The 22,412-nt window shown below is 61.4% G+C and carries 23 protein-coding genes and 1 pseudogene; 11 read left to right on the forward strand and 13 right to left on the reverse strand.

The genetic code is table 11. The features are described 5' to 3' along the window. Nucleotides 1–112 precede the first annotated feature (112 nt). The 3 genes from N1937_RS20930 to N1937_RS20940 all read right to left on the reverse strand — a co-directional run bounded on the left by N1937_RS20930 (nt 113) and on the right by N1937_RS20940 (nt 3,144). Nucleotides 113–1,066, reverse strand: a complete 954-nt coding sequence (locus tag N1937_RS20930; RefSeq protein WP_222279761.1) for an ABC transporter substrate-binding protein — start codon at nt 1,064–1,066, stop codon at nt 113–115. A 93-nt stretch (nt 1,067–1,159) separates the two neighbouring features. Beyond that, nucleotides 1,160–2,386: a 23S rRNA (adenine(2503)-C(2))-methyltransferase RlmN gene (rlmN, locus tag N1937_RS20935; RefSeq protein ID WP_260056887.1), complete on the reverse strand. Its 1,227-nt coding sequence runs from the start codon at nt 2,384–2,386 to the stop codon at nt 1,160–1,162. A gap of 248 nt (nt 2,387–2,634) precedes the next feature. Beyond that, nucleotides 2,635–3,144: an invasion associated locus B family protein gene (locus tag N1937_RS20940; protein ID WP_017966206.1), complete on the reverse strand. Its 510-nt coding sequence runs from the start codon at nt 3,142–3,144 to the stop codon at nt 2,635–2,637. Between the two features lie 336 nt (nt 3,145–3,480). On the opposite strand from N1937_RS20940, the gene N1937_RS20945 reads away from it, so the two are divergent. Then, nucleotides 3,481–4,041 (forward strand): sigma-70 family RNA polymerase sigma factor, encoded by a 561-nt coding sequence (locus tag N1937_RS20945; protein ID WP_162116890.1) that lies wholly within the window; start codon nt 3,481–3,483, stop codon nt 4,039–4,041. A gap of 34 nt (nt 4,042–4,075) precedes the next feature. Here N1937_RS20945 and N1937_RS20950 read toward each other — a convergent pair whose 3' ends face one another. Then, on the reverse strand, nt 4,076–4,468 hold the full coding sequence (locus N1937_RS20950) for a YkvA family protein (protein WP_018072065.1): 393 nt from the start codon (nt 4,466–4,468) through the stop codon (nt 4,076–4,078). 94 nt (nt 4,469–4,562) lie between these two features. Continuing rightward, nucleotides 4,563–4,868 (reverse strand): 4a-hydroxytetrahydrobiopterin dehydratase, encoded by a 306-nt coding sequence (locus tag N1937_RS20955; RefSeq protein ID WP_260056888.1) that lies wholly within the window; start codon nt 4,866–4,868, stop codon nt 4,563–4,565. Nucleotides 4,869–4,901: 33 nt separating this feature from the next. Between N1937_RS20955 and N1937_RS31585 the strand changes: the two are divergent. Beyond that, nucleotides 4,902–5,509, forward strand: a pseudogene (locus tag N1937_RS31585) (low molecular weight protein-tyrosine-phosphatase). Here N1937_RS31585 and thpR read toward each other — a convergent pair. Together thpR and N1937_RS20975 are read right to left on the reverse strand one after the other, a co-directional pair. Next, nucleotides 5,416–6,009: an RNA 2',3'-cyclic phosphodiesterase gene (gene thpR / locus N1937_RS20970; protein ID WP_026154359.1), complete on the reverse strand. Its 594-nt coding sequence runs from the start codon at nt 6,007–6,009 to the stop codon at nt 5,416–5,418. The pseudogene N1937_RS31585 and the gene thpR overlap by 94 nt on opposite strands. Before the next feature lie 68 nt (nt 6,010–6,077). Then, entirely contained in the window at nt 6,078–6,722 is a 645-nt protein-coding gene (locus N1937_RS20975) for an arylesterase (protein WP_162116893.1), read from the reverse strand. A gap of 72 nt (nt 6,723–6,794) precedes the next feature. Between N1937_RS20975 and N1937_RS20980 the strand changes: the two genes are divergently transcribed. The 4 genes from N1937_RS20980 to N1937_RS20995 all read left to right on the forward strand — a co-directional run bounded on the left by N1937_RS20980 (nt 6,795) and on the right by N1937_RS20995 (nt 11,619). Then, the gene (locus tag N1937_RS20980) at nt 6,795–7,502 is read left to right on the forward strand and encodes an ABC transporter ATP-binding protein (protein WP_260056889.1); all 708 of its coding nucleotides are present in this window, start codon (nt 6,795–6,797) and stop codon (nt 7,500–7,502) included. Continuing rightward, nucleotides 7,499–10,042 (forward strand): ABC transporter permease, encoded by a 2,544-nt coding sequence (locus N1937_RS20985; protein ID WP_260056890.1) that lies wholly within the window; start codon nt 7,499–7,501, stop codon nt 10,040–10,042. Before N1937_RS20980 ends, N1937_RS20985 begins: the two co-directional genes overlap by 4 nt. Before the next feature lie 180 nt (nt 10,043–10,222). Beyond that, a complete protein-coding gene (locus N1937_RS20990; protein WP_017966197.1) occupies nt 10,223–10,951 on the forward strand; it encodes a Bax inhibitor-1/YccA family protein in 729 nt (242 codons plus the stop codon). Nucleotides 10,952–11,061: 110 nt separating this feature from the next. After that, nucleotides 11,062–11,619: a GNAT family N-acetyltransferase gene (locus N1937_RS20995; RefSeq protein ID WP_162116897.1), complete on the forward strand. Its 558-nt coding sequence runs from the start codon at nt 11,062–11,064 to the stop codon at nt 11,617–11,619. Nucleotides 11,620–11,704: 85 nt separating this feature from the next. On the opposite strand, the gene N1937_RS21000 is transcribed toward N1937_RS20995, so the two are convergent. The 3 genes from N1937_RS21000 to acnA all read right to left on the reverse strand — a co-directional run bounded on the left by N1937_RS21000 (nt 11,705) and on the right by acnA (nt 16,083). Next, nucleotides 11,705–12,106, reverse strand: coding sequence for a DUF2794 domain-containing protein (locus N1937_RS21000; protein WP_222292836.1), 402 nt, complete (start codon nt 12,104–12,106; stop codon nt 11,705–11,707). Between the two features lie 313 nt (nt 12,107–12,419). After that, nucleotides 12,420–13,160: a DUF1223 domain-containing protein gene (locus tag N1937_RS21005; RefSeq protein WP_222301057.1), complete on the reverse strand. Its 741-nt coding sequence runs from the start codon at nt 13,158–13,160 to the stop codon at nt 12,420–12,422. A 232-nt stretch (nt 13,161–13,392) separates the two neighbouring features. Next, on the reverse strand, nt 13,393–16,083 hold the full coding sequence (acnA, locus tag N1937_RS21010) for an aconitate hydratase AcnA (protein WP_260056892.1): 2,691 nt from the start codon (nt 16,081–16,083) through the stop codon (nt 13,393–13,395). 260 nt (nt 16,084–16,343) lie between these two features. On the opposite strand from acnA, the gene ccmA reads away from it, so the two are divergent. From ccmA to N1937_RS21035, 5 genes are all read left to right on the forward strand, one after another. Next, nucleotides 16,344–16,991, forward strand: a complete 648-nt coding sequence (gene ccmA, locus N1937_RS21015; protein ID WP_260056893.1) for a heme ABC exporter ATP-binding protein CcmA — start codon at nt 16,344–16,346, stop codon at nt 16,989–16,991. A gap of 229 nt (nt 16,992–17,220) precedes the next feature. Then, nucleotides 17,221–17,880, forward strand: a complete 660-nt coding sequence (ccmB, locus tag N1937_RS21020; RefSeq protein WP_260056894.1) for a heme exporter protein CcmB — start codon at nt 17,221–17,223, stop codon at nt 17,878–17,880. Nucleotides 17,881–17,928: 48 nt separating this feature from the next. After that, nucleotides 17,929–18,690, forward strand: coding sequence for a heme ABC transporter permease (locus N1937_RS21025; RefSeq protein WP_260056895.1), 762 nt, complete (start codon nt 17,929–17,931; stop codon nt 18,688–18,690). 2 nt (nt 18,691–18,692) lie between these two features. Further along, nucleotides 18,693–18,872, forward strand: a complete 180-nt coding sequence (ccmD, locus tag N1937_RS21030) for a heme exporter protein CcmD (protein ID WP_260056896.1) — start codon at nt 18,693–18,695, stop codon at nt 18,870–18,872. Next, nucleotides 18,869–19,483, forward strand: a complete 615-nt coding sequence (locus N1937_RS21035; protein WP_260056897.1) for a DsbE family thiol:disulfide interchange protein — start codon at nt 18,869–18,871, stop codon at nt 19,481–19,483. Before ccmD ends, N1937_RS21035 begins: the two co-directional genes overlap by 4 nt. A 15-nt stretch (nt 19,484–19,498) precedes the next feature. Here the strand turns inward: N1937_RS21035 and N1937_RS21040 are convergent, their stop codons facing one another. From N1937_RS21040 to ftsY, 3 genes are all read right to left on the reverse strand, one after another. Then, nucleotides 19,499–20,086: a DUF2585 domain-containing protein gene (locus N1937_RS21040; RefSeq protein WP_222301046.1), complete on the reverse strand. Its 588-nt coding sequence runs from the start codon at nt 20,084–20,086 to the stop codon at nt 19,499–19,501. After that, complete coding sequence (locus N1937_RS21045; protein WP_017966185.1) at nt 20,083–20,727, reverse strand: septation protein A; 645 nt, start codon at nt 20,725–20,727, stop codon at nt 20,083–20,085. The genes N1937_RS21040 and N1937_RS21045 overlap by 4 nt, the downstream gene beginning before the upstream one ends. A 75-nt stretch (nt 20,728–20,802) precedes the next feature. Further along, a complete protein-coding gene (gene ftsY / locus N1937_RS21050; protein WP_260056898.1) occupies nt 20,803–22,398 on the reverse strand; it encodes a signal recognition particle-docking protein FtsY in 1,596 nt (531 codons plus the stop codon). Nucleotides 22,399–22,412 lie beyond the last annotated feature (14 nt).

Here is a 22,412-nt window from a genome sequence, read left to right on the forward strand (position 1 = left end):
CCCTTTTTATGTCCGTTCCGCCCGTCGCGAAACCGCAGCGTTTTAATACGAAGAGCCGCCCCCGTGCAAACGGGAGCGGCTGTATCCAACTAAACGTCGAACTAACGGCCGATTATTCAATAACCTTATTGGCGCGGGAAAGCACGCTTTGCGGCAGCGTGACGCCCATCTTCGCGGCCGCCGCCTTGTTGACGACGAGGTCGCTGCCGGCGGCGGTCTTGACCGCGATGTCGCCCGGGTTCTCGCCCTTCAGCACGCGCACGACGATCTCGCCGGTCTGCTTGCCGACATCATAATAGTTGAAGCCGAGAGCGGCGATCGAGCCGCGCGAAACCGAATCCGTATCGGCGGTAAAGAGCGGCAGCTTGCTCTCCTCGGCAACCGCGACCGCGCCTTCAAGCGCGGAGATGATCGTGTTGTCGGTCGGAATGTAGATCACATCGGCGCGGCCGACGAGCGCGCGTGCCGCACCCTGGACCTCGGCCGACTTGGTGGCGGCCGATTCGACCACCTTCAGGCCAGCCTTTTCGGCTTCAGCCTTCAGCACGGCGAGCAGCGAAACGGAATTCGCCTCGCCGGAATTGTAGAGATAGCCGATGCTTTTCACATCGGGCAGGATTTCCTTGATCAGCGCTATGTGCTCGGCGACCGGCGACATGTCGGAGAGGCCGGTGACATTGCCGCCGGGCTTGTCCATGTTCTTGACGAGCTGGGCGCCGAGCGGATCGGACACGGCCGTGAAGACGACAGGAATGTCACGTGTCGAGGAAACGACGGCCTGGGCCGAAGGCGTTGAAATCGGCACGATGACATTGGGCTCGTCGCCGGCGAACTGGCGGGCGATCTGGGCTGCCGTCGCCGGGTTGCCCTGCGCCGACTCGAACACGAATTTCAGGTTCTCGCCTTCCTTGTAGCCGGCCGCCGTCAGCGCATCGAGAACGCCCTTGCGCGCCGCATCGAGCGCCGGATGTTCGACGATCGCCGTCACGGCGACGGTGACGTCATCGGCCTTTGCGGGCAGGGAAAGGGCCAAACTGGCGGCAAGAGCGAGCAAAATCGGGCGCATGGGGATCCTCCTGAATGATTTTGGCGCTACTTTTAGGAAAAGCGCCCCCTGAAATCAATCGCGGAGAATTGTAGCAAGGATCAAACTTGCTGATCAGTCGTCGGCGCCGTGATTGGCGATCATCATCGCCTCGAAGGCCAGACGTTCGGTCTTGCGCATACGTTCGGATTCCGATTTCAGCTGACCGCAGGCGGCAAGAATGTCGCGGCCGCGCGGCGTGCGGATCGGCGAAGCATAGCCTGCCGAATTGATGAAATCGGCGAACTTCTCGATCTGCTCCCAGTCGGAACACTGGTAATTGGTGCCGGGCCAGGGATTGAACGGAATGAGGTTGATCTTCGCCGGCACGCCCTTCAGGAGCTTGATCAACCTTTTGGCGTCTTCCAGGCTGTCGTTGACATCCTTCAGCATCACATATTCGAAGGTGATGCGCCGCGCGTTCGAAAGGCCGGGATAGGTCCGGCAGGCCTCGATCAGCTCTTTCAGCGGGTACTTCTTGTTGATCGGCACGAGAATGTCACGCAGATCGTCGCGCACCGCATGCAGCGAAATCGCCAGCATGACGCCGATCTCCTCGCCGGTGCGGAAGATCTCCGGCACGACACCGGAGGTGGACAGCGTCACGCGACGCCTGGACAGCGACAGGCCGTCACCATCCGTGGCGATCAGCAATGCCTGCTTGACGGCATCGAAGTTATAGAGCGGCTCACCCATGCCCATCATGACGATGTTGCTGACCTTACGGCCCTCGGCAGGCATGATCGTACCCTGCGGCGCTTCACGGTCCGGGAAATCCCCAAGCCGGTCGCGGGCAAGCAGCAGCTGCGAAAGAATTTCCTCCGCCGTCAGGTTGCGCACCAGACGCTGCGTCCCGGTATGACAGAAGGAACAGGTCAGCGTACAGCCGACCTGGCTGGAAAGACAGAGCGTGCCGCGGCCCTCTTCCGGAATGTAGACGGCCTCGATCTCGACGGGACGCCCGGCACCGCGGGCGGGAAAGCGCAGCAGCCATTTGCGCGTGCCGTCGTTGGAAACCTGCTCCTCGACGATCTCGGGACGTTCGATGGTGAAATGCTGCTTCAGCATCTCCCGCATGTCCTTGGCGACATTCGTCATATGGTCGAAATCGGAAACCCCGCGCACATAGATCCAGTTCCAGAGCTGCGAGACGCGCATCTTGATCTGCTTCTCGGCCACACCCTTTTCCCGGAGTGCCGCCGCCATCTCCTCGCGCGACATGCCGATCAACGACGGCTTCTCGAGGCTGGCGGACGTGCGCGCCTGCGGCTTGGTGACAACGATCGCATCCATGACGGACATAGGCATTCATCCCGAATTCAAACATGTGGCTGCTCCTCGCAACCCCGCGGACTTCAGCGGTAAGCCGGAAGACCTGCGGGCGCATGACAGCACATCGGCAGAAGTTGAATGGCGGAACGGCGACTGAAATCGCGATCTGTCCGCTGTTGGCGCCGGCTTTAGCATCATTTTGCCCGCGCGTCACCATAGATGGAAACGACGAGGGCCGGCGCAAGGCCGGCCCTCGAAGATCTGCGAACAAAAAACGCTTACTTGCAGGTTTCGATCTGCTTCAGCGCAGCCGAGATACCCGAGAGCGAATAGCTGTAGGAGGTGCCTGTGCCCTTGCGCGAAACGGCATTCACCGTCATCGAATGACCGGTCTTCATCGCGGCGACGAGGGCGGGCTCCTGGGCCGCATTCTCGACCCAGCCGGCCTTGTCCTTGGTGAACATCACGAAGGTCTTGTTGTCGATGACGACGTTGATCTTCGAATTTTCCTTGACCGTGTAGCCCATCATCGCCTGCGGCTCGTAGGAGATGTTCTGGCCCGGACGCTGAGAGACGATGAAGAAATTGTCGCCGTGGTCGACGCTTGCCGGCTGCTTTGCCGTCGGAACGGACAGCACGTAGCAGACGGTGCTGTTGCCCGACTTGTAGGAGTAGGCGCCCCATGCCTGGAACTGCTGGATGCGGTTCGGCGCGGCCTGCTGCGCTTCCGCAACTCCGGCCATAACAAGGGTGAGTGCGAGAGCGGATACGATACTTTTTACAAACATGGATTCCTGCCGGTTCTTGCGATTCAAGGCCCGAAGCGATCATAGCGGGCGCCGCATAATCACGATCTGCTTTATTTTGACTTAATTCAGGTTACCAAATGGTCAACAATAGCTGCGATTTGTATCTGCCTGTGTCATTTCAGCTCGAGTGTCAATTTTCGCACCTTTGACGGTATCGGCCGCGACATCGTGCCCCGATGGCACTGGCCGTCCGTTCGGCTGAATTTAAGACACAAAGATTCAGGCAAGAGTTTGACGTTTCGCAAATCCGTTGTACCTCATTAAGACTTGGAAATCCGGGACGAAATTATTGCCGCAGGGGGCTGGTGAGGGGATATGGATGCCGAGGAAAGACAGCGTTTCGCTGCCCTCGCCAAGGCCGTCGCGGACGATCGCGACCAGCAGGCCTTTTCCATCCTGTTCGACTATTTCGCCCCTCGCCTGAAGGCCTGGCTGATGCGCCAGAAGATGACATCAGGCGAGGCCGAGGAACTGGTCCAGGAGATCATGATCGTGCTCTGGCACAAGGCAGGACTTTACGATGCCACGCGATCGTCCCTCTCGACCTGGCTTTTCCGCATTGCCCGCAATCGCCGCATCGACATGCGCCGCCGCGCCAATACCCGCATCTTCGACGAGACCGATCCGGCCCTGCAGCCGCCGGGTGATATCGGCGCGGAAGAGATCATCGCCAATGACGATCGCGACGCCAAGATACGCGCGGCCGTCGGTCAATTGCCGGAGGAACAGCGCGACATGCTGCGCGCCGCCTTCTTCCTCGGTCAATCGCATTCGGAGATCGCCGAATCAACCGGGCTGCCGCTCGGCACGGTGAAATCGCGTATCCGGCTTGCCTTCGGCAAGCTCCGCAAGGTGCTGGAACGCGAAATCGCCTGATGCATGTCGCCCAAAAGTGTGCAGCGGACGCGCTTTAGATCGTCTTCATCGCTTCTTCGGGTCGATCGGCGAGAACGCGGTCGGCGGCTTCGTAGTGGCCCGGCCGGATGTGGCCGCGCACCATGGCGAAGGCGGCCGAGAGCACGGCGATGTCGTCGGAAAAACCGATGACGGCGAAAACATCCGGGATCATGTCGATCGGCATGACGAAATAGGCGAGTGCTGCAAGCAGCACGCCGCGCACCTTGGTCGGCGTCTGCGGATCGAGCGCGCAATAGAAACCGGCGACGACATCGCGCGAGAAGGGGATCTGCCGCACCGCCCGCCGAAACGTCGGCCAGAATTTCTGCCTGACGGTTTTCTCGCGTCGGCTCTGGGTGTCCTCGTCGCCCGGCAAGAGGATTTCCCCGAATTTGACCTCGTCCATGCCTGCATCCCTTTTGTCCATGCGAACATATGGTGACGGCGCCCAGTCTTTCAATCGACCCCTTTCAATCGATCCCTTTCAATCGGCCCCGCTTTCAAACGACACGCCGCGCCGCAGCCTTCTCCATGGCTTTGGCGAGCTTGAAATCCAGTTCCGTCAGTCCGCCGGCATCATGCGTGTTCAGCATCACATCCACCCTGGAATAGACGTTGAACCATTCGGGATGGTGGTTGAGCTTCTCGGCCGCGAGTGCTGCCTGCGTCATGAAGCCGAAAGCCTCGACGAAATTTGCGAACTTGAACGTCTTCGATATCGAAGAACCCGCATCATTGAGCGCCCAGCCCGCAAGCTCGGTCAGTTCAGCCTCGGCCGCCGCCCGTTCCAGTCTTTCCATTTTCATGCCATGATCCTCTTCTCTGTCGACAGGTTACCGATGAAACGCATCAGCATCCTCTTCGTTTGCATGGGCAATATATGCCGTTCTCCGCTCGCGGAGGGAATTTTTGGCCATCTTGTCGCCGAGGCGGGGTTGACCGGCGATTTTACGATCGATTCCGCCGGCACTGGCGGCTGGCATGAAGGCGAGCCGCCCGATCGGCGTTCGATCGCCACCGCGAAAAGTCACGGCATCGACATATCGGGGCAGCGCGCTCGCTGCATTCAGCCGCTGCATAATTGCATCCTTAAATCGTCATCGATTTAAGGATGCAATTATGCAGCAATTCAAAGTGTTACAGCGTCCTTTGCGCGTCTGAAAAGACGCGCGGCGCTGTAAGGGATCTCAGGGATTTCGATCTGATCCTCGCCATAGACCGAGACAACCTGGCGGCGCTCGAAAAGAGCACACCGCCTGGGGCGAATATCCACCTTTTCGGTGATGCCGCGCTGGGAACGGGAGAGGATATCCCCGATCCCTATTATGGCGGCCCTGAAGGTTTCGAGCTGGTCTACACCAGGCTCTTGACCGGCTGCTGCAGGCTGCTCGAAACGCTGGGCGTCGAGCGTGCCTCGTGCAGCGGGAAAACTTCCTCGGTGAGGTAAGGCCCTCCACCGACCGATTCGCGCGACGAAAGCAGCACGAAGCGCGGTGCAGTGAACGTTGCCGTGTGGAAGTTGCCGCGTCCCGCCAGATATTGCACGACATCGTCGAGCCGCGAGGATTTGAGCCGCGCCAGCGTCACATGCGGCATGAATTTGCGGGGATCGGGCGGCAGGCCGATGCGCTGGCAGATGCGCTCGATCTCGCCCTGCAGCGCATGCATTTCAGGCGATGGCGAGACGCCGGCCCAGACCGAATGCGGTTTCTTCGAGCCGAACGAACCGATGCCTTCGAGCCGGAACTGGAATTCCGGCCGGTCGATCCGGTCGAGGCGTTCAACGATTTCATCGGCCGTGCGGCCGTCGACATCACCAATGAAGCGCAGGGTAATGTGGTAATTCTCCACATCGATCCACCGTGCTCCGGGGAGGCCGCCGCGCAGCAATGAAAGACTCATCGCCGCATTGCGCGGAATTTCGAGGGCGGTAAAAAGTCTCGGCATCACGAGCACTCCCCGAATCTTTTGCAGGTGCTCACACGGAATCATGCAATCAACAACCGCGCAAGCCCCTATTTCTTCACAGAAGAAATCGCTTCGACGAAATTTGTGACAGCAGGCTCCATCTTTTCGACCATAACGTCGACACCTCTCGCGTTCGGATGCATGCCGTCGTCGAGCTTCAACCCCGCCTCCAGCGCGACGCCGTCGAGGAAGAAGGCATAGAGCGGAAGCCCATGTTTTTCCGAGAGTTTCTGATAGATCGGGTTAAACCGCGCGGCATAATCCGCCCCCATGTTCGGCGGCGCTATGATACCGGCGAGCAGCACGGCAATCCCGCGATCCTTTAGCCGGGCAATCATCTGATCGAGATTCTTCTCGCTCTCCTCCGGCGGAATGCCGCGCAGCGCATCGTTGGCGCCAAGCTCGAGAATGACGCCATCGGTGCCGTCGGGTACCGACCAGTCGATACGCGCAAGCCCGCCTGTCGTCGTGTCGCCGGAGACCCCGGCATTGGCAATGGTGACGTCGAGCCCCTTCGCCTTCAGGGCCGTCTGCAGCTTTTCCGGAAAGCCGTCACCGGGCGGCAGCTGATAGCCCGCCATCAAACTATCCCCAAAACCGACGAGATTGATCGTCCGGGCATCGGCGGCAGTGGCAAGGATCAGCGAGACGGCGATGACGGTGAATTGAAGGGCGGCAACTTTAAATCTCATCCTGGTTTCCCTAGATTGGCGAGGTGCCGTTATGCGGCCTTTCCATTACGGACTTATATAGGGCGATTTCTGTTGGCAAAAACCATTATCGAGTTGAAGGGCGCCGATCTGACCCTTGGCAGCGCAGCCGCCTCCGTCCATGTGCTGAAGGGCATCGATCTCGATATCGCGGCCGGCGAATCCGTCGGCATCGTCGGCCCTTCCGGTTCCGGCAAATCCACCCTGCTGATGGTTCTTGCCGGGCTGGAGAAGCTCGACAGCGGCGAGATCAACATCAATGACACGCCGCTCCACGCGTTGAGCGAGGACCAGGTCGCCGATTTCCGCGGCCGCAACATCGGCATCGTCTTTCAGTCCTTTCACCTGATTGCCAATATGACGGCGTTGGAAAACGTCGCCGTGCCGCTCGAACTCGCCAATGTCGGCAACGCCTTCGAGATCGCTCATCGCGAGCTGAAATCGGTCGGCCTTGGCGAGCGGCTGAACCACTATCCCGGCCAGCTTTCCGGCGGCGAACAGCAGCGCGTGGCGATTGCCAGGGCGCTCGCCCCGTCGCCGGCCCTGCTGATCGCCGACGAACCGACCGGCAATCTCGATACCGAGACCGGCCGCCAGATCGCCGACGTCTTGTTCTCCAAGCAGGCCGAACGCGGCATGACCCTGCTTCTCGTCACCCATGACGTCTCGCTTGCAAACCGATGCTCGCGCCAGGTCCGCGTCCGCTCCGGCAGGATCGAGAGCGACAGCGCCGCCCGCCGTAGCGAAGCGGCGATCGCATGAGGATCGTCACGCCACGCGTCTCGCTCGCTTTTCGCCTGGCGCTACGCGAGCTGCGCGGCGGCATCCGCGGCTTCTACATCTTCCTTGCCTGCATCGCGCTCGGCACCGGCGCCATTGCCGCCGTCAATTCCGTTTCGCAGTCGATCACCGACACGATCGCCTCGCAGGGGCAGGAGCTGCTGGCCGGCGACGTCCGCTTCGAACTCAACAACCGCGAAGCCACGCCTCAGGAAATCGGTTTCCTCGAAGGCCTCGGCACCCTTTCAGTGTCGACAGGCCTGCGCTCGATGGCCCGCAAGCCCGACGGTTCCGATCAGGCGCTGGTCGAGGTCAAGGCCGTCGATGAAGCCTACCCGCTCTACGGCAAGTTCGTGGCCGAGCCGGACTATCCGCTTGCAGCGCTGCTTTCCAGCCAAAGCGGCACCTATGGCGCGGTCGCAGCGCCCCTCCTTCTCGATCGGCTCGGGCTTGCCGTCGGCGACGAGTTGCTGCTCGGCAACGTCAAGCTCAGCATCACCGGCACGGTGAAGACCGAGCCGGATGCGCTGTCGGAAGGTTTTGGCTTTGCGCCGCGTCTGCTCGTCAGCCGCCAGGCGCTCCAAGCCTCCGGACTGATCCAGACCGGAAGCCTGGTCGAACATGCCTACAAGATCAGGCTGAACGACAAGGGCGCGATGTCGGGCATCCAGGCGCGCGCCTCCAAGGAATTCCCCGCCGCCGGCTGGGCGATCCGCACCAGCGACCGTGCCGCGCCCTCGCTCACTGAGAACATCACCCGCTTCTCGCAGTTCCTGACCCTGGTCGGCCTCACCGCACTGATCGTCGGCGGCGTCGGTGTCGCCAATGCGGTGCGCGCCTTCCTCGATTCCAAGCGCACCACCATCGCCACCTTCAAATGTCTCGGTGCGCCGGCGCAGGTCGTCGTTCTGATCTACCTCTTCCAGATTGCCATCATCGCTCTCGGCGGCATCCTGATAGGCCTCGTCATCGGCGCCCTGTCGCCGATGTTCGCCGCCCAGTTTCTGGCGCAATTTCTACCGGTCTCGACTGCGCCGACCCTTTATCCCGGCGCCCTGCTGCTCGCTACGCTCTTCGGCATCCTGACGACGCTCGCCTTCGCCATCCTGCCGCTCGGCCACGCCCGCGAAGTGCCGGCGACGGCCCTCTTTCGCGAGCAAGGCTTCGAGGCCCGTCGCCTGCCTTCCTGGCCCTATATTCTGCTTGCCGCCCTGTTCATGGCCGGCCTTGCCGGCCTTGCCATCCTTACCGCCTATGACCGCTTCATCGCCGTCGTCTTCGTCGGCGCGATCGTCTTCGCCTTCGTCGTCCTGCGCCTCGTCGCGGCGCTGATCGCCTGGCTCGCGCGCCGGAGCCCGCGCGTCAATTCGCCGGCGCTGCGGCTGGCGATCGGCAACATCCACCGCCCCGGCGCACTGACGCCCTCGGTCGTCCTCTCGCTCGGCCTTGGCCTGGCATTGCTGGTAACCCTGACGCTGATCGACGGGAACCTGCGCCGGCAGCTGACCGGCCGGATGAACGAGGGTGCGCCGAACTTCTTCTTTGTCGATATCCAGAGCGCCGAGGTCGATGCCTTCCGCGATCTCGTCCAGGCGCAGGCGCCGCAGGGCAAGCTCGTCGAGGTGCCGATGCTGCGCGGCCGGATCATCGCCTTCAACGGCGAGGACGTCACCAAGATGAACGTGCCGGCAGCCGGCCGCTGGGTGCTGAACGGCGACCGCGGCATCACCTATGCCGAAACCCTGCCGGAGAACGCCGCCCTCACCGAAGGCAAATGGTGGGACAAGGATTACAGCGGCGAGCCGCTCGTCTCCTTCTCCTCGGAAGAGGCGCATGAGCTCGGCCTCAAGATCGGCGATACGGTCACCGTCAACGTGCTCGGCCGCAACATCACCGCGAAGATCGCCAGTCTGCGCCGCGTCGAGTGGGAATCGCTGTCGATCAATTTCGTCATGGTCTTCTCGCCGAATACCTTCCGCGGCGCCCCGCATGCGTGGCTGGCGACCCTGACCGATCCCTCTTCGACACCGGCCGAAGATGCCGCGATCCTCAAATCGGTCACCAACACCTATCCGACGATCACCAGCGTGCGCGTCAAGGACGCGATCGATATCGTCAACCAGCTGGTCGCACAGCTGGCGACCGCGATCCGCGCCGCTGCCTCCGTCGCCCTCATCGCCTCGATCCTCGTCCTTGCCGGCGCGCTTGCCGCCGGAAACCGGGCGCGCACCCACGACGCGGTGGTGCTGAAGACGCTCGGCGCCACGCGCGCCATGCTGATCCGCGCCTTCAGCTACGAATATCTGATCCTCGGCCTCGCAACTGCGATCTTCGCGCTGATCGCCGGCGGGGTTGCCGCCTGGTTCATCGTCGCCCGCATCATGCGGCTACCCTCGACCTTTCTACCCGACGTGGCCGGACTGACGCTTGTGACCGCGCTCATCCTAACCGTCGGCATCGGCCTGATCGGTACCTGGCGCATCCTTGGGCAGAAGGCGGCCCCCGTTTTGCGCGAGCTTTGACCAGTCAGCGGCACTCAAACCCTTCACCTTACGGCGATTTAACCGGCCGAGGCTTTGCAAGCCTCTTGTTTGCAATGGGCGAAAGCCTCATATTGTTCGCAGGCATGCTGGAGCTCCGCAGCGGCGCCCGGGTCGAAAACCCCGACACCGTATTTCCATCGGAGCTTGTAAGAGGAAACTATGGCTGATCTTCGTAACTATCAAAGCCGCGTTCAGACCGGCGAGATGATTGATCAAGGCCTGCGCGCTTATATGCTCAAGGTCTACAACCTGATGGCGCTGGGCCTGGCGATCACCGGTGTGGCCGCATATCTGTCGTTCCAACTCGCCTTCGCCAATGGCGAACTGACCGCTTTCGGTCAGGCGATCTATGTGAGCCCGCTGAAGTGGGTGGTCATTCTGGCGCCGCTGGCTCTGGTGTTCTTCCTGAGCTTCCGGATCAATACGATGACGGTGGCCGCCGCCCAGACGACCTTTGCGGTCTATGCCGCGCTCGTCGGCCTGTCGCTCTCGTCGATCTTCCTGATCTATACGGGCCAGAGCGTCGTGCAGACCTTCTTCGTCACCGCCGCCTCCTTTGGCGCGCTGTCGCTTTACGGCTACACGACGAAGCGTAACCTGTCGGCGATGGGCTCGTTCCTGATCATGGGTCTGTTCGGCCTGATCATCGCTTCGCTGGTCAACATCTTCCTGGCGTCATCCGCCGTGCAGTTCGCGATCTCGGTACTCGGCGTGCTGATCTTCGCAGGCCTCACCGCCTATGATACGCAACGGATCAAGGAATTGTACCTGGAAGCCGATGACGTCGCCGTCGCCGGCCGCAAGGCGATCATGGGCGCGCTGACGCTCTATCTCGACTTCATCAACCTCTTCATGTTCCTGCTGCAGTTCATGGGCAACCGTAAATAAGCAGGACCGACTGAGATCGAAAAGGCGGCTTCGGCCGCCTTTTTTGTTGCGCAGGCTTTCGCGGGATGGTTTTAGGAAGAGATATCCTCCTCAATGGATCTGCCGCCAAAATGTCCTTCCTCCTGCGCGATGCCACGCAAGCCGATATTCCCGCCATTGCCGATATCTATCGCGAATCCGTCCTGAACGGCGTCGCGAGCTATGAGATCGTACCGCCGTCCGAGGCCGAGCTGGCGCAACGTTTTGCGGCCATCGTCAGCCAGCAATATCCCTATATCGCCGCGGTCGATGCGGATGGAACCCTGCTCGGCTACGCCTATGCCTCGGCGTTTCGCACGCGTCCTGCCTATCGCTGGCTGGTCGAGGATTCGATCTATCTGGCGCCTGAGGTCCGCGGCCGGGGCATCGGCAAGGCGTTGCTTGCCGAACTGATCGACCGCTGCACCGGACTCGGTTTTCGTCAGATGGCAGCCGTCATCGGCGGCGCCAGCCCGGCCTCGATCGCGCTTCATCGCGCAGCCGGCTTCGAGGAAGTCGGTCTGATGAAGGGCACCGGCTATAAGCATGGCCGCTGGCTGGACACGATGTTCATGCAGCGCGCGCTCGGCGAAGCCATGACGAGCGATCCGGATCCGTCCGTCTATCCCGGCACGCTGTTTGCCGGCTGATGCGGCTTAATGCATGTCGCCCAAAAGTGTGCAACGGTTTTGGGATAACGACATGCATAAACAGAGACTTAAAGCGCTACGCGCTTTATTTGTCGACCAGCTTCAGGGCCTTGTCGAACACCTTCAGCACTTGGTTCAACTCGTGACCGCGCTTCAGGATGGTGCCGTTGGTGTTGATCACGGAATAGGCGCCCTGCTTGGCGGCGAGCTTCGGGTTTTTCTCGATGCGGAAGAGCGGCATTTCGCCGGAACGCTTGAAAACGGAAAAAACCGCCCTGTCCTTCAGATGATCAATGGCGTAATCGCGCCAGTCACCATCACCGACCATCCGGCCGTAGATCCAGAGGATCGCGTCCAGCTCGCGCCGGTGGAAGGTCACCGGAAGCGGATCCTTGCTTTGTCTGTATTCCCTGAGATCGACGACGACTGAGGAACTATTGTCGACGGAGCGGCTCTCGCCGTGTCGCAAATCCGGCTGATCTGTCATCAGTCTCCCGAGGCCTCCGCTTGTGACAGGAGAGTGACAGTTTGCCCGAGCCGTCACAAATTGCAAGACCATCGCCCGACACATTCGGCCGCACTACAGTGCCGCGCTCGCAAGCACGACACGCTGGGGAGAGCCGACGCTTTCTCCGCAGCGCCGCATTTCAGTCAAAACAGCGCCTCATTTGCAGGAGATTTATGCATTCCAGTTTGGCGCCAGCGCGCCAAAGGGCCCGGCGGAGCGTATCGACCTTAACCCCAGCCCCGAATACGTTCGGCCGGGCCGCCCAGAACTTCATCCGAAAGCGGATGGAATCTCAGATATTTTTGCCAGCCATCACCACGGTCGCGCCAAGGATCGCAGCCGGGTCGCCATCTGCGGTCGCCGATTGCAGCAGGATGGCGCAGCCCTCAAGCTGCGGCCGCTGCAGGACGCTTGCCGGCAACGTCAGACTCGTTGCCTTGCCGTCCCACATGCCGACGGTTTCGACATTGGTGACGCTGTGCAGATAGGAGATCTTCTTGCCGCTGTTCTCGCCCTTTTCGACATCGATCGTCTTTTCCTTATCGAAATAGACCATCACGACATTGGCTTTGCCCTGTCCGGCGCCGATTTTGATCTCCAACTCGTCGCCGCGCATCGCGGCACTGATCGGAACGGTCAGCCCGTTGCCTTCGCTGCTAAAAGTGTCGATCTTGCTGTTGATGCCATTCAGATCGGCGCCGGCCAGATGGCCGCGTCCGTTGACGATCGCCTGCGGCGTGTAGACGTTGCTGCGGCCCATCGTCCTGGCATAGCCGTACTGCCGCTCGGTGTTTTCCTTGGAGCTCAGCGTATCGGCCCAGCCGAGATAGTTCCAGTAATCGACATGGTAGGCGAGCGCGATAACATCGCCCTGGTTCACCAGCTTGCGGAAAGCGGCATCAGCGGGAGGACAGGAGGAGCAGCCCTGAGACGTGAAGAGTTCGACGACACCTTTCGGCGTACCGTCTTCGGCCTGCAGCGGGCCTGAGAGAACAACGCCGGCAATCAGCGGAATCAAAAAACGGGGGGACATTCACCTGCACCTCTTTTTCAGCGCCGGCGGCGTGTTTGAACCGGGGCGCTGATATGAACGTACGAATAATCCCTCAGGGTCCAAACGGAAAGTCACGAACGGGTGAGACCTAGCCCGACCGGAACCTGCGTAAAACAAATCATCGTGAGCCCGTCCAAATACTGTCCGCATCAAAGAAAAGCCGCCGGAGATTGCTCTCCAGCGGCTATTATCACGCGCATCTCTTAAAAAATCAGGCAGCTAGATCGCGCAGAACCGTCTGCAGGATGCCGCCATTGTTGAGGTAGATCACCTCGTCGAGCGTGTCGACGCGCGACAGCAGTGGAACCTCCTTCACAGTGCCGTCGCTATAGGTGATCCTGGCGATCTTCTTCTCGCGCGGTTTGATCTTTTCCAGACCTTCGATGGTGACGAGTTCATCGCCCTTGAGGCCGAGGCTCTGCCAGGTCGTGCCCTCTTCGAAGACGAAGGGAATGATACCCATGCCGACCAGGTTCGAGCGATGGATGCGCTCGAAGGACTGGGCGATCACCGCTTTGACGCCGAGCAGGCTGGTGCCCTTGGCAGCCCAGTCGCGCGAGGAGCCGTTGCCATATTCGACACCGGCGAAGATGACGAGCGGCACGCCTTCTTGCTTGTACTGCATTGCGGCGTCGTAGATCGAGGTCTCTTCCTTCGACGGGTAATGGATGGTGTACCCGCCTTCCTTGCCGTTCGGGCCAAGCATGTGGTTGCGGATGCGGATATTGGCGAAGGTGCCGCGCATCATCACTTCATGGTTGCCGCGGCGTGTGCCGTACTGGTTGAAGTCGGCAACGGCGACGTCGTGGTCGATGAGGTAGGCACCGGCTGGCGATGCCGCCTTGATCGAACCGGCCGGCGAGATGTGGTCGGTGGTGATCTTGTCGCCGAATAGGCCGAGAACCCGGGCGCCCTTGATGTCGGAGACGCCGGTGCCCTTCTTGCCCATGCCGACGAAGTAGGGCGGGTTCTGCACATAGGTCGAATCGTCGTCCCAGGCATAGGTCTGGCCCGGCGGGATCTGAACGGCCTGCCAGTTGACGTCGCCCTTGAAGACATCGGCATACTTGCGTTCGTAGAGCTCACGGGTCACGTATTTCAGGATGAATTCCTGGACTTCCCTAGAGGTCGGCCAGATGTCCTTGAGATAGACCGGGTTGCCGCTCTCATCCTCGCCGATCGGCTCCTTGGTCAGATCCTTCTGTACCGTGCCGGCAAGCGCGTAAGCGACGACGAGCGGCGGGGATGCGAGGTAGTTCGCCTGCACGTCGGGCGAGATACGGCCTTCGAAGTTACGGTTGCCGGAGAGAACGCCGGAAACGATAAGGCCCTTGTCGTTGATCGTCTTCGAGATCGGTGCCGGCAGCGGGCCGGAATTGCCGATGCAGGTGGTGCAGCCGAAGCCGACGAGGTTGAAGCCAAGCTTGTCGAGATCGGCCTGCAGGCCCGACTTGGCGAGATATTCACCGACGACCTGCGATCCCGGAGCCAGAGAAGTCTTCACCCACGGCTTCGTCTTCAGTCCCTTGGCAACGGCGTTGCGGGCAAGAAGGCCGGCGGCGATCAGCACTGACGGGTTGGAGGTGTTGGTGCACGATGTGATGGCAGCGATCGCCACGTCGCCATGGCCGAGATCGAAATCCATGCCTTCGACGGCATAGCGATTGTTCAGCTGGCCGGGCTTCTTGTAATCCGCGTCCATCGAGCCGGCGAAACCGGTCGCGATGTTCTCGAGCGAGATGCGGCCTTCCGGACGCTTCGGGCCGGCCATCGACGGCACGACGTGGCTAAGATCGAGTTCCAGCGTATCGGTGAAGACGAGCTCGGAACCGTCGCCCTCGCGCCACATGCCTTGCGCCTTCGAATAGGCTTCGACGAGCGCGATCCGGTCACGCGTGCGGCCGGACATGGTGAGATAGTTGATGGTTTCGCCGTCGACCGGGAAGAAGCCGCAGGTCGCGCCGTATTCCGGGCCCATGTTGCCGATCGTCGCGCGGTCGGCGAGCGGCATGTTGTCCATGCCGGGGCCGAAGAATTCGACGAACTTCGAAACGACGCCCTTCTTGCGCAGCATCTGCACGACGGTAAGGACGAGGTCGGTCGCCGTGACGCCTTCCTTGAGCTTGCCGGTCAGCTTGAAGCCGATGACTTCGGGCAGCAGCATCGAGACCGGCTGGCCGAGCATCGCAGCTTCCGCTTCGATACCGCCCACACCCCAGCCGAGAACGCCGAGACCGTTGATCATCGTCGTGTGGCTGTCCGTGCCGACGCAGGTATCGGGATAGGCGATCGTCTCGCCGTCCTCTTCCTTGGTCCAGACGGTCTGGCCGAGATATTCGAGATTGACCTGATGACAGATGCCGGTGCCGGGAGGCACGACGCGGAAATTCTTGAAGGCCTGCTGGCCCCACTTCAGGAAGCGGTAGCGCTCGCCGTTGCGCTGGTATTCCAGCTCCACGTTCTTGGCGAAAGCCTGCGGCGTGCCGAATTCGTCGACGATGACGGAGTGGTCGATGACGAGGTCGACCGGAACGAGCGGGTTGATCTTCTCGGGATCGCCGCCGAGCGACACCATCGCGTCGCGCATCGCGGCAAGATCGACGACGGCAGGAACGCCGGTGAAGTCCTGCATCAGCACGCGCGCCGGCCGATAGGCGATTTCGTTTTCGACCGCACCCTTATTGTTCAGCCATTCGGCAACGGCCAGGATGTGCTCCCTGGTGACCGACTGGCCGTCTTCGAAGCGCAACAGGTTTTCGAGCAGCACCTTCATCGAATAGGGAAGCTTCGACACGCCGGCCAGACCGTTTGCCTCAGCCTTGGGCAGGCTGTAATAGACATAGTCCTTCCCGTTGACGGAAAGCGTGGAACGACAATTGAAACTGTCAAGAGATTTAGACACGAGAGACCCCGTTTCTGATAGCCAACACAGTCGTGCGAACGCCTATGCACTTAATGCACATCAGGATGCGGGTACGGCCATTTCCGCTGTCCGCACGTGGAACAGACGCTCCAAGTTCGGCGCAAGGATGAAATTCACGCCGACCGCTGGCGTGGTTGCAGGTCTTATAGATAATTTCCTAAAAACTTGCCATACCCGAGCACGGTCAAAATCGGACATTTTTTGACCGCCGCAGGCCGAAACCAGGAAAGAGCCGCCGCATGCATCTCACTGCCGACAATCTGGCTGCAAGGCGCGGTGAAGATCTCATTTTCGTTAACATTTCCTTTCACTTGGCAGCCGGCGAGGCGCTTGTCCTCACGGGAAGAAACGGATCGGGAAAGTCCACTTTGCTGCGCGTCGTCGCGGGCCTCCTCAGGCCGGAAAAAGGCACTGTCATCTTCTGCGACGAAGAGAGCCCGGGAGGCCGGCATCCCGGCGAGGTCAGCCACTACCTCGGCCATCGAAATGCGATGAAGAGTGAACTTACGGTTGCAGAAAACCTCGATTTCTGGCGCGCCTTTCTCGGCAATACAGGCTCCGCCGCCGCCCTTTCCACCGAGGACGCCACTGACGCCGTCGGTCTTGCCGGCATCACCCATCTTCCCTTCGGTTATCTCTCCGCCGGCCAGCAGCGCCGGATAGCCTTCGCCAAGCTGCTCGTTGCCCACCGCCCAGTCTGGATCCTCGACGAGCCGACCGCGGCACTCGATGCCAGCGCCGACCGGCTGCTTACCGATTTGATTGAAGCGCATCAGACAAGGGGCGGCATCGTGCTGGCGGCGACACATCAGCCGCTGGGGTTGGAGAATGAGCAGATATTGAAGATGACGGGCTTTGCCGGGGTGGATCATGGGGTATGGGGTTGAGCTTGTCAGCGCATGACGTCAAGACCCCTCCCCAACCCCTCCCCACAAGGGGGAGGGGCTACGGTGCCGCGCTGTCTCGCACAAACCTCATCGTAGCAGTCGGCAGAACCGTAACAGCCGGCGAAACCTTTGCTTTCGGCCACCGGCGCGGACCACAGCTTAACCCCTCCCCCTTGTGGGGAGGGGTTGGGGAGGGGTCTTCCTCACATCCCCGCAACGAGTGCGCCGCATGACCGCCCTCTTCCTCCGCGACCTGAAACTTTCCATCCGCGCCGGCGGCGGTGCGTTGATCGGCGTGCTGTTCTTCCTGACCATCGTCGCCGTCATTCCCTTCGGCGTCGGCCCCGATCTCAAGCTGCTGTCGCGCATCGGCCCCGCCATCGTCTGGATCGGCGCCCTGCTTGCCGCCCTTCTCGGCCTCGACCGCCTGTTCCAGGCCGAGCGCGACGACGGATCGCTCGACTTGATGCTGATGCAGGAAACGCCGCTCGTCCTCACCGTGCTGGTCAAATGCTTCGCCCATTGGACGGCCACCAGCCTGCCGCTGGTCATCGCCTCGCCGCTGCTCGGCCTCTTCATGAACATGGACGAGACGGCGATTGCTGCCACCATGCTGACGCTGCTGGTCGGCTCGCCTGCCATCACCTTCATCGGCGCCGTGGGTGCTGCCGTTGCCGTGGCGCTGCCCCGCGGCGGCCTGCTGGTCTCGATCCTCGTGCTGCCGCTGACCATCCCGGTGCTGATCTTCGGCGTCAGCGCCACCTATGCCGCAGTCGAGGATCCCGCCCCCTTCCTGCCGCCCTTGCTGATCCTCCTTGCGCTGACACTCTTCTTCGCCGTCATCGGCCCGGCAGCAGCCGCTCTGGCGCTGCGAAACACAGCGGATTGATGGGCCATTCGATTGCGGGAAAAGCCGGATCAAGGTAAGGAAACGGTCATGAGCGAAACGAGCCTTGCCATCAGCAAATTCAGCGATCTCGCCAACCCGACGCGGTTTCTGGCGCTGGCGGCGCGCGCCATTCCGTGGCTCGCCGGCATCACCGCCCTCTGTTTCGCGGCCGGCCTCTATCTGAGCTTCGCCACCGAAGGCGATTACCAGCAGGGCGAGACCGTGCGCATCATGTATGTGCATGTGCCCTCGGCCTGGCTTTCGATGATGTGCTATACGATCATGAGCGCCTCGGCGATCGGCACTCTGGTCTGGCGCCATCCGCTGGCCGATGTCTCCGCCAAGGCCGCAGCCCCGCTCGGCGCCGCCTTCACCCTGCTTGCACTCGTCACCGGTTCGCTCTGGGGCAAGCCGATGTGGGGTACCTGGTGGGTCTGGGATGCGCGGCTGACCTCTGTCTTCGTTCTCTTCCTGATGTATCTCGGGCTGATTGCGCTCGGCCGTGCCATCGACGATCCGTCGAAGGCCGCGCGCGTCAGCGCCGTGCTCATCCTCGTCGGCTTCGTCAATATTCCGATCATCAAATTCTCGGTCGAGTGGTGGAACACGCTGCACCAATCGGCAAGCGTGCTGCGCCTCGATGGGCCGGCGATCGATCCGGAATTTCTGCGGCCGCTCTTTGTCATGGCGATCGCCTTCACCCTGCTTTTCTTCACCCTGCACATCATGGCGATGAGGAACGAGATCTGGCGCCGCCGCATTGCCGCCCAGCGCCGTCTTGCCGCCCGCATGGCGAGCCGGGAGGAATAGCCGTGACGCATGCCTTCTACGTCTACGCTTCCTATGGCTTTGCAGCCCTGGTAACGATCGTCGTCACGGTCTGGACCTGGGCCGACGGCCGCGCCCGCCGCAGGGAACTTGCAGCCCTTGAGGCTGCCGGCATCCGCCGCCGTTCGGCGCGCCCCAAGGTCGGTGTGGGGGATGGCGAATGAACGACACGCCGGAAAACACCGTCGCCAAGCCGCGCGGGCTGAGCCGTTACGCATTGGCGCTGCTGCCACTCGTCGTCTTCGGCGGCATTGCGGCCACGGCCGCAAAGATGCTCTACGACCAGGATTTCCATGGCAAAAACATCGCCGAAATTCCCTCCGCCCTGATCGGCACCAAGGCGCCGGCGCTGAACCTGCCGCCGCTCGACGGCGCAAACCTGCCGGCGCTGACCGATGCGGCAATCAAGGGCAAGCTGACCCTCGTCAACGTCTTCGCCTCATGGTGCCTCCCCTGCCGGGAAGAACATCCGATATTGAAAGAACTGGCAAAAGACGGCCGGCTGAACATCGTCGCCATCAACTACAAGGACCAGAGCGACAACGCCCTGCGTTTCCTCGGCGAGCTCGGCAACCCCTACCAGGCGATCGGCATCGATCCGAACGGCAAGGCAGCGATCGACTGGGGTGTCTACGGCATTCCGGAAAGCTATCTGGTCGGGCCTGACGGCACGATCCTCTACAAGCGCGTCGGTCCCTTCGACGATATCAGCCTGAAGGAGGGCCTGTTTCCGGCAATGGAAAAGGCGCTGGGCAAGCCGGCCCTGAGTGAGTGATCCACAAAAGAGGCCCTAGAGCCCGCCCTGCCAGACCTTGATGGCCTCCACAGGCCAGATCAGCATCACCACATTCAGCGTCAGGTTGTCGCGGATGATATAGCCGGTGAAAATCTCGAAGAAGATGGCGATCGCCACCGTCAGCACCACCGGCGCACGACGCGCAAAGAAGAAGCCGACGCACATGAAGACGGTGTCCATCGCCGAATTCAGAATGCTGTCGCCGTAATAATCGAGCGCGATCGTCGCCGTGCGGTAGCGGTCGATGATGAGAGGTGAATTCTCGAGCAACTCCCAGCCGGATTCGATGACGAGCGCCAGCAGCAGCCTTGCCGCCAACGGCTTGCCGCGCAGGATGAGATGCGCGAGCCCGTAGAACAGGAAGCCGTGGATGATGTGCGACGGCGTGTACCAATCCGATAGATGCTGCGAATTGCCGCTGGTATTGACCCCGCCCTCCCACAGCTTGACAGTGCCGCAGGCGCAGATCGGCACGCGGCCCATCATATATTCGGCGACGATCTGGATGATCAGGACCGCAAGGCAGGCGACAAACCAGAAGCTCTGGTGTCTTACGCGAGACTCTGCATCGACAGCGCTCACTTCTCGCCGTCCGTTTCCAGGTTGACGCTATGCTTCAGCACCAGCGGCATCTGCGCCAGCGTGAAAATGATGGTGATCGGCATCGTGCCCCAGACCTTGAAGGCGACCCAGGTACCATCGGAAAAATTGCGCCAGACGACTTCGTTCAGCACGGCAAGGAAGAGAAAGAAGATGCCCCAGCGGATGGTGAGCTTGCGCCAGCCCTCGGCATCGAGCTGGAACGCGGCGTTGAAGACATAGCCGAGCAGCGACTTGCCGAAGGCCAGCCCGCCGAGCAGCGCCACTCCAAAGAGCGCATTGACGATGGTCGGCTTCATCTTGATGAAGGTCTCGTTCTGCAGCCAGATCGACAGCGAGCCGAAGATGACGACGACGATGCCGGATACAAAAGGCATGATCGGCAGATGGCCGAGCACGATCTTCGAAACGATCAGCGAGATGATCGTCGCCGCCATGAAGAGCCCGGTCGCGACGAACAGCGGCCCGCCCAATTCGGAAAGAGCAGGAAACGTCTCCACCAGCCACTGGCCGCGCAGATTGGCGAAGAAGAAGATCAGCAGCGGTCCGAGTTCCAGCGCCAGTTTCAGCAGCGGGTGATGCCGGTCGGCAGCAGACGGGGTGATATCGCTTTCGGTGCTCATGCGTTCTTCAAACCTGTTTTCCTGGAAACTGCTTCCGGCCGTGCCCTGCAGGCTTTCGGCGGCATATCTGTGGCATCATTGCCCAAGTCCGGCAATGGCATGGGCAAAATCCTCGGCCTCGAACGGCTCCAGATCCTCGACGCCCTCGCCGACGCCGATGAAATAGACCGGCAGCTTGTGCTTGGCGGAGATGGCGACGAGAATGCCGCCGCGCGCCGTGCCGTCGAGCTTGGTCATGATCAGCCCGTTGACGCCGGCGACGTTGCGGAAGATCTCGACCTGGCTGAGCGCGTTCTGCCCGGTCGTGGCATCGAGGGTCTGCAGCACGGTATGCGGCGCATCGGGATCGAGCTTGCCGAGCACCCGCACGATCTTCTCAAGCTCGGCCATCAGCTCTGCCTTGTTCTGCAGGCGGCCGGCGGTATCGACGATCAGCACGTCGCATTTTTTCGCCTTTGCCTGTTCGAAAGCGTCATAGGCAAGGCCGGCGGCATCGGCGCCGAGCTTGGTGCCGATGAATTCGGATTTTGTCCGATCGGCCCAGATTTTCAGCTGCTCGATCGCCGCCGCACGGAACGTGTCACCGGCAGCCAGCATCACCTTCAGCCCGGCGCCGGAAAGTTTTGCCGCAAGCTTGCCGATCGTGGTCGTCTTGCCGGTGCCGTTGACGCCGACGACGAGGATGACATGCGGCTTGTGCGAGAGGTCGAGCTGCAGCGGCTTGGCGACCGGCTTCAGGACCTTGGCGATTTCGGACGCCATGATCCGGCTGACATCCTCGCCGGTGACATCCTTGCCATAACGTTCGGAGGCAAGCGTGTCGGTGACGCGCATGGCGGTCTCGACACCGAGATCGGCCTGGATCAGCAGGTCCTCGAGATCCTGCAGCGTCTCGTCATCGAGCTTGCGCTTGGTGAAGAGCGCGGTGATCTGGCCGGTCAGTTGCGAAGAGGTGCGTGCAAGACCGTTGCGCAGGCGCTGGAACCAGCTGAGTTTTGGCTGCAGGATAACCGGCTCCGGCTCGACGGCCTTCGGGCCGGTGGCAAAGCCTCTGGGGAGGATGGGCGATTCAAGCTTCGGCTGTTCAGCGGCGATCTCGGAAGGTTCGGTGGGTGCGATACCCCTCTCTGCCCTGCCGGGCATCTCCCCCACAAGGGGGGAGATCGGCTGGACGGCGATCTCTTGTTCCACATCGATCTCAGGCGAAATCTCTGAAAGCGCTTCTGCGGCTTCCGCGGCCTCTTCGACGAAAGCCGGCGCGCCAGTCTCCGAATGATCTCCCCCCTTGTGGGGGAGATGTCCCGAAGGGACAGAGGGGGGTGCTTCCGCAACGTCCGCAGCAATCGGATGGGCTTCCGTCTCCGCTTCCGCCGCAGCTTCCGCTTCCAACAGCGATAACGGCACGACACTCATATCGTTCAGCTGGTCGGCGGCGGGCAGGATTGCGGATTCGACATCGTCGTCAGCAACCGGCGCCTCTACCCCGCCCTCGTCAATATCGGCAGCCGGCCCGCCGGCCGTATCCATTTCCTCGGCCAGCACCGGATCGTCAGCAACCGGCAGATCTTCGTCGCGCGAACGCGGCTCCAGCTCCCTTTCCACGGCCGCAGGCACGGGTTCTTCAGCCGGCTTGCCGAAGGTGAAGACCTTTTTGATGAAACTGAGCGCCATGGGGATTCCGTGAA

Source organism: Rhizobium sp. WSM4643, assembly GCF_025152745.1.
In the GTDB taxonomy this organism is placed as follows: Bacteria; Pseudomonadota; Alphaproteobacteria; order Rhizobiales; family Rhizobiaceae; genus Rhizobium; species Rhizobium leguminosarum_I.

What these genes read in the sequence shown, in the direction of transcription:
- N1937_RS20955 (WP_260056888.1), bottom strand. Translation starts at nt 4,868, where the DNA reads ATGAAAATGGAAAGACTGGAACGGGCGGCGGCCGAGGCTGAACTGACC.
- N1937_RS20945 (WP_162116890.1), top strand. Translation starts at nt 3,481, where the DNA reads ATGGATGCCGAGGAAAGACAGCGTTTCGCTGCCCTCGCCAAGGCCGTC.
- N1937_RS21035 (WP_260056897.1), top strand. Translation starts at nt 18,869, where the DNA reads ATGAACGACACGCCGGAAAACACCGTCGCCAAGCCGCGCGGGCTGAGC.
- N1937_RS21045 (WP_017966185.1), bottom strand. Translation starts at nt 20,727, where the DNA reads ATGAGCACCGAAAGCGATATCACCCCGTCTGCTGCCGACCGGCATCAC.
- rlmN (WP_260056887.1), bottom strand. Translation starts at nt 2,386, where the DNA reads ATGTCCGTCATGGATGCGATCGTTGTCACCAAGCCGCAGGCGCGCACG.
- ftsY (WP_260056898.1), bottom strand. Translation starts at nt 22,398, where the DNA reads ATGGCGCTCAGTTTCATCAAAAAGGTCTTCACCTTCGGCAAGCCGGCT.
- N1937_RS20930 (WP_222279761.1), bottom strand. Translation starts at nt 1,066, where the DNA reads ATGCGCCCGATTTTGCTCGCTCTTGCCGCCAGTTTGGCCCTTTCCCTG.
- N1937_RS20975 (WP_162116893.1), bottom strand. Translation starts at nt 6,722, where the DNA reads ATGAGATTTAAAGTTGCCGCCCTTCAATTCACCGTCATCGCCGTCTCG.
- N1937_RS21000 (WP_222292836.1), bottom strand. Translation starts at nt 12,106, where the DNA reads ATGACAGATCAGCCGGATTTGCGACACGGCGAGAGCCGCTCCGTCGAC.
- ccmA (WP_260056893.1), top strand. Translation starts at nt 16,344, where the DNA reads ATGCATCTCACTGCCGACAATCTGGCTGCAAGGCGCGGTGAAGATCTC.
- N1937_RS21025 (WP_260056895.1), top strand. Translation starts at nt 17,929, where the DNA reads ATGAGCGAAACGAGCCTTGCCATCAGCAAATTCAGCGATCTCGCCAAC.
- N1937_RS20950 (WP_018072065.1), bottom strand. Translation starts at nt 4,468, where the DNA reads ATGGACGAGGTCAAATTCGGGGAAATCCTCTTGCCGGGCGACGAGGAC.
- N1937_RS20990 (WP_017966197.1), top strand. Translation starts at nt 10,223, where the DNA reads ATGGCTGATCTTCGTAACTATCAAAGCCGCGTTCAGACCGGCGAGATG.
- N1937_RS20940 (WP_017966206.1), bottom strand. Translation starts at nt 3,144, where the DNA reads ATGTTTGTAAAAAGTATCGTATCCGCTCTCGCACTCACCCTTGTTATG.
- thpR (WP_026154359.1), bottom strand. Translation starts at nt 6,009, where the DNA reads ATGCCGAGACTTTTTACCGCCCTCGAAATTCCGCGCAATGCGGCGATG.
- N1937_RS21005 (WP_222301057.1), bottom strand. Translation starts at nt 13,160, where the DNA reads ATGTCCCCCCGTTTTTTGATTCCGCTGATTGCCGGCGTTGTTCTCTCA.
- ccmB (WP_260056894.1), top strand. Translation starts at nt 17,221, where the DNA reads ATGACCGCCCTCTTCCTCCGCGACCTGAAACTTTCCATCCGCGCCGGC.
- N1937_RS20995 (WP_162116897.1), top strand. Translation starts at nt 11,062, where the DNA reads ATGTCCTTCCTCCTGCGCGATGCCACGCAAGCCGATATTCCCGCCATT.
- N1937_RS20985 (WP_260056890.1), top strand. Translation starts at nt 7,499, where the DNA reads ATGAGGATCGTCACGCCACGCGTCTCGCTCGCTTTTCGCCTGGCGCTA.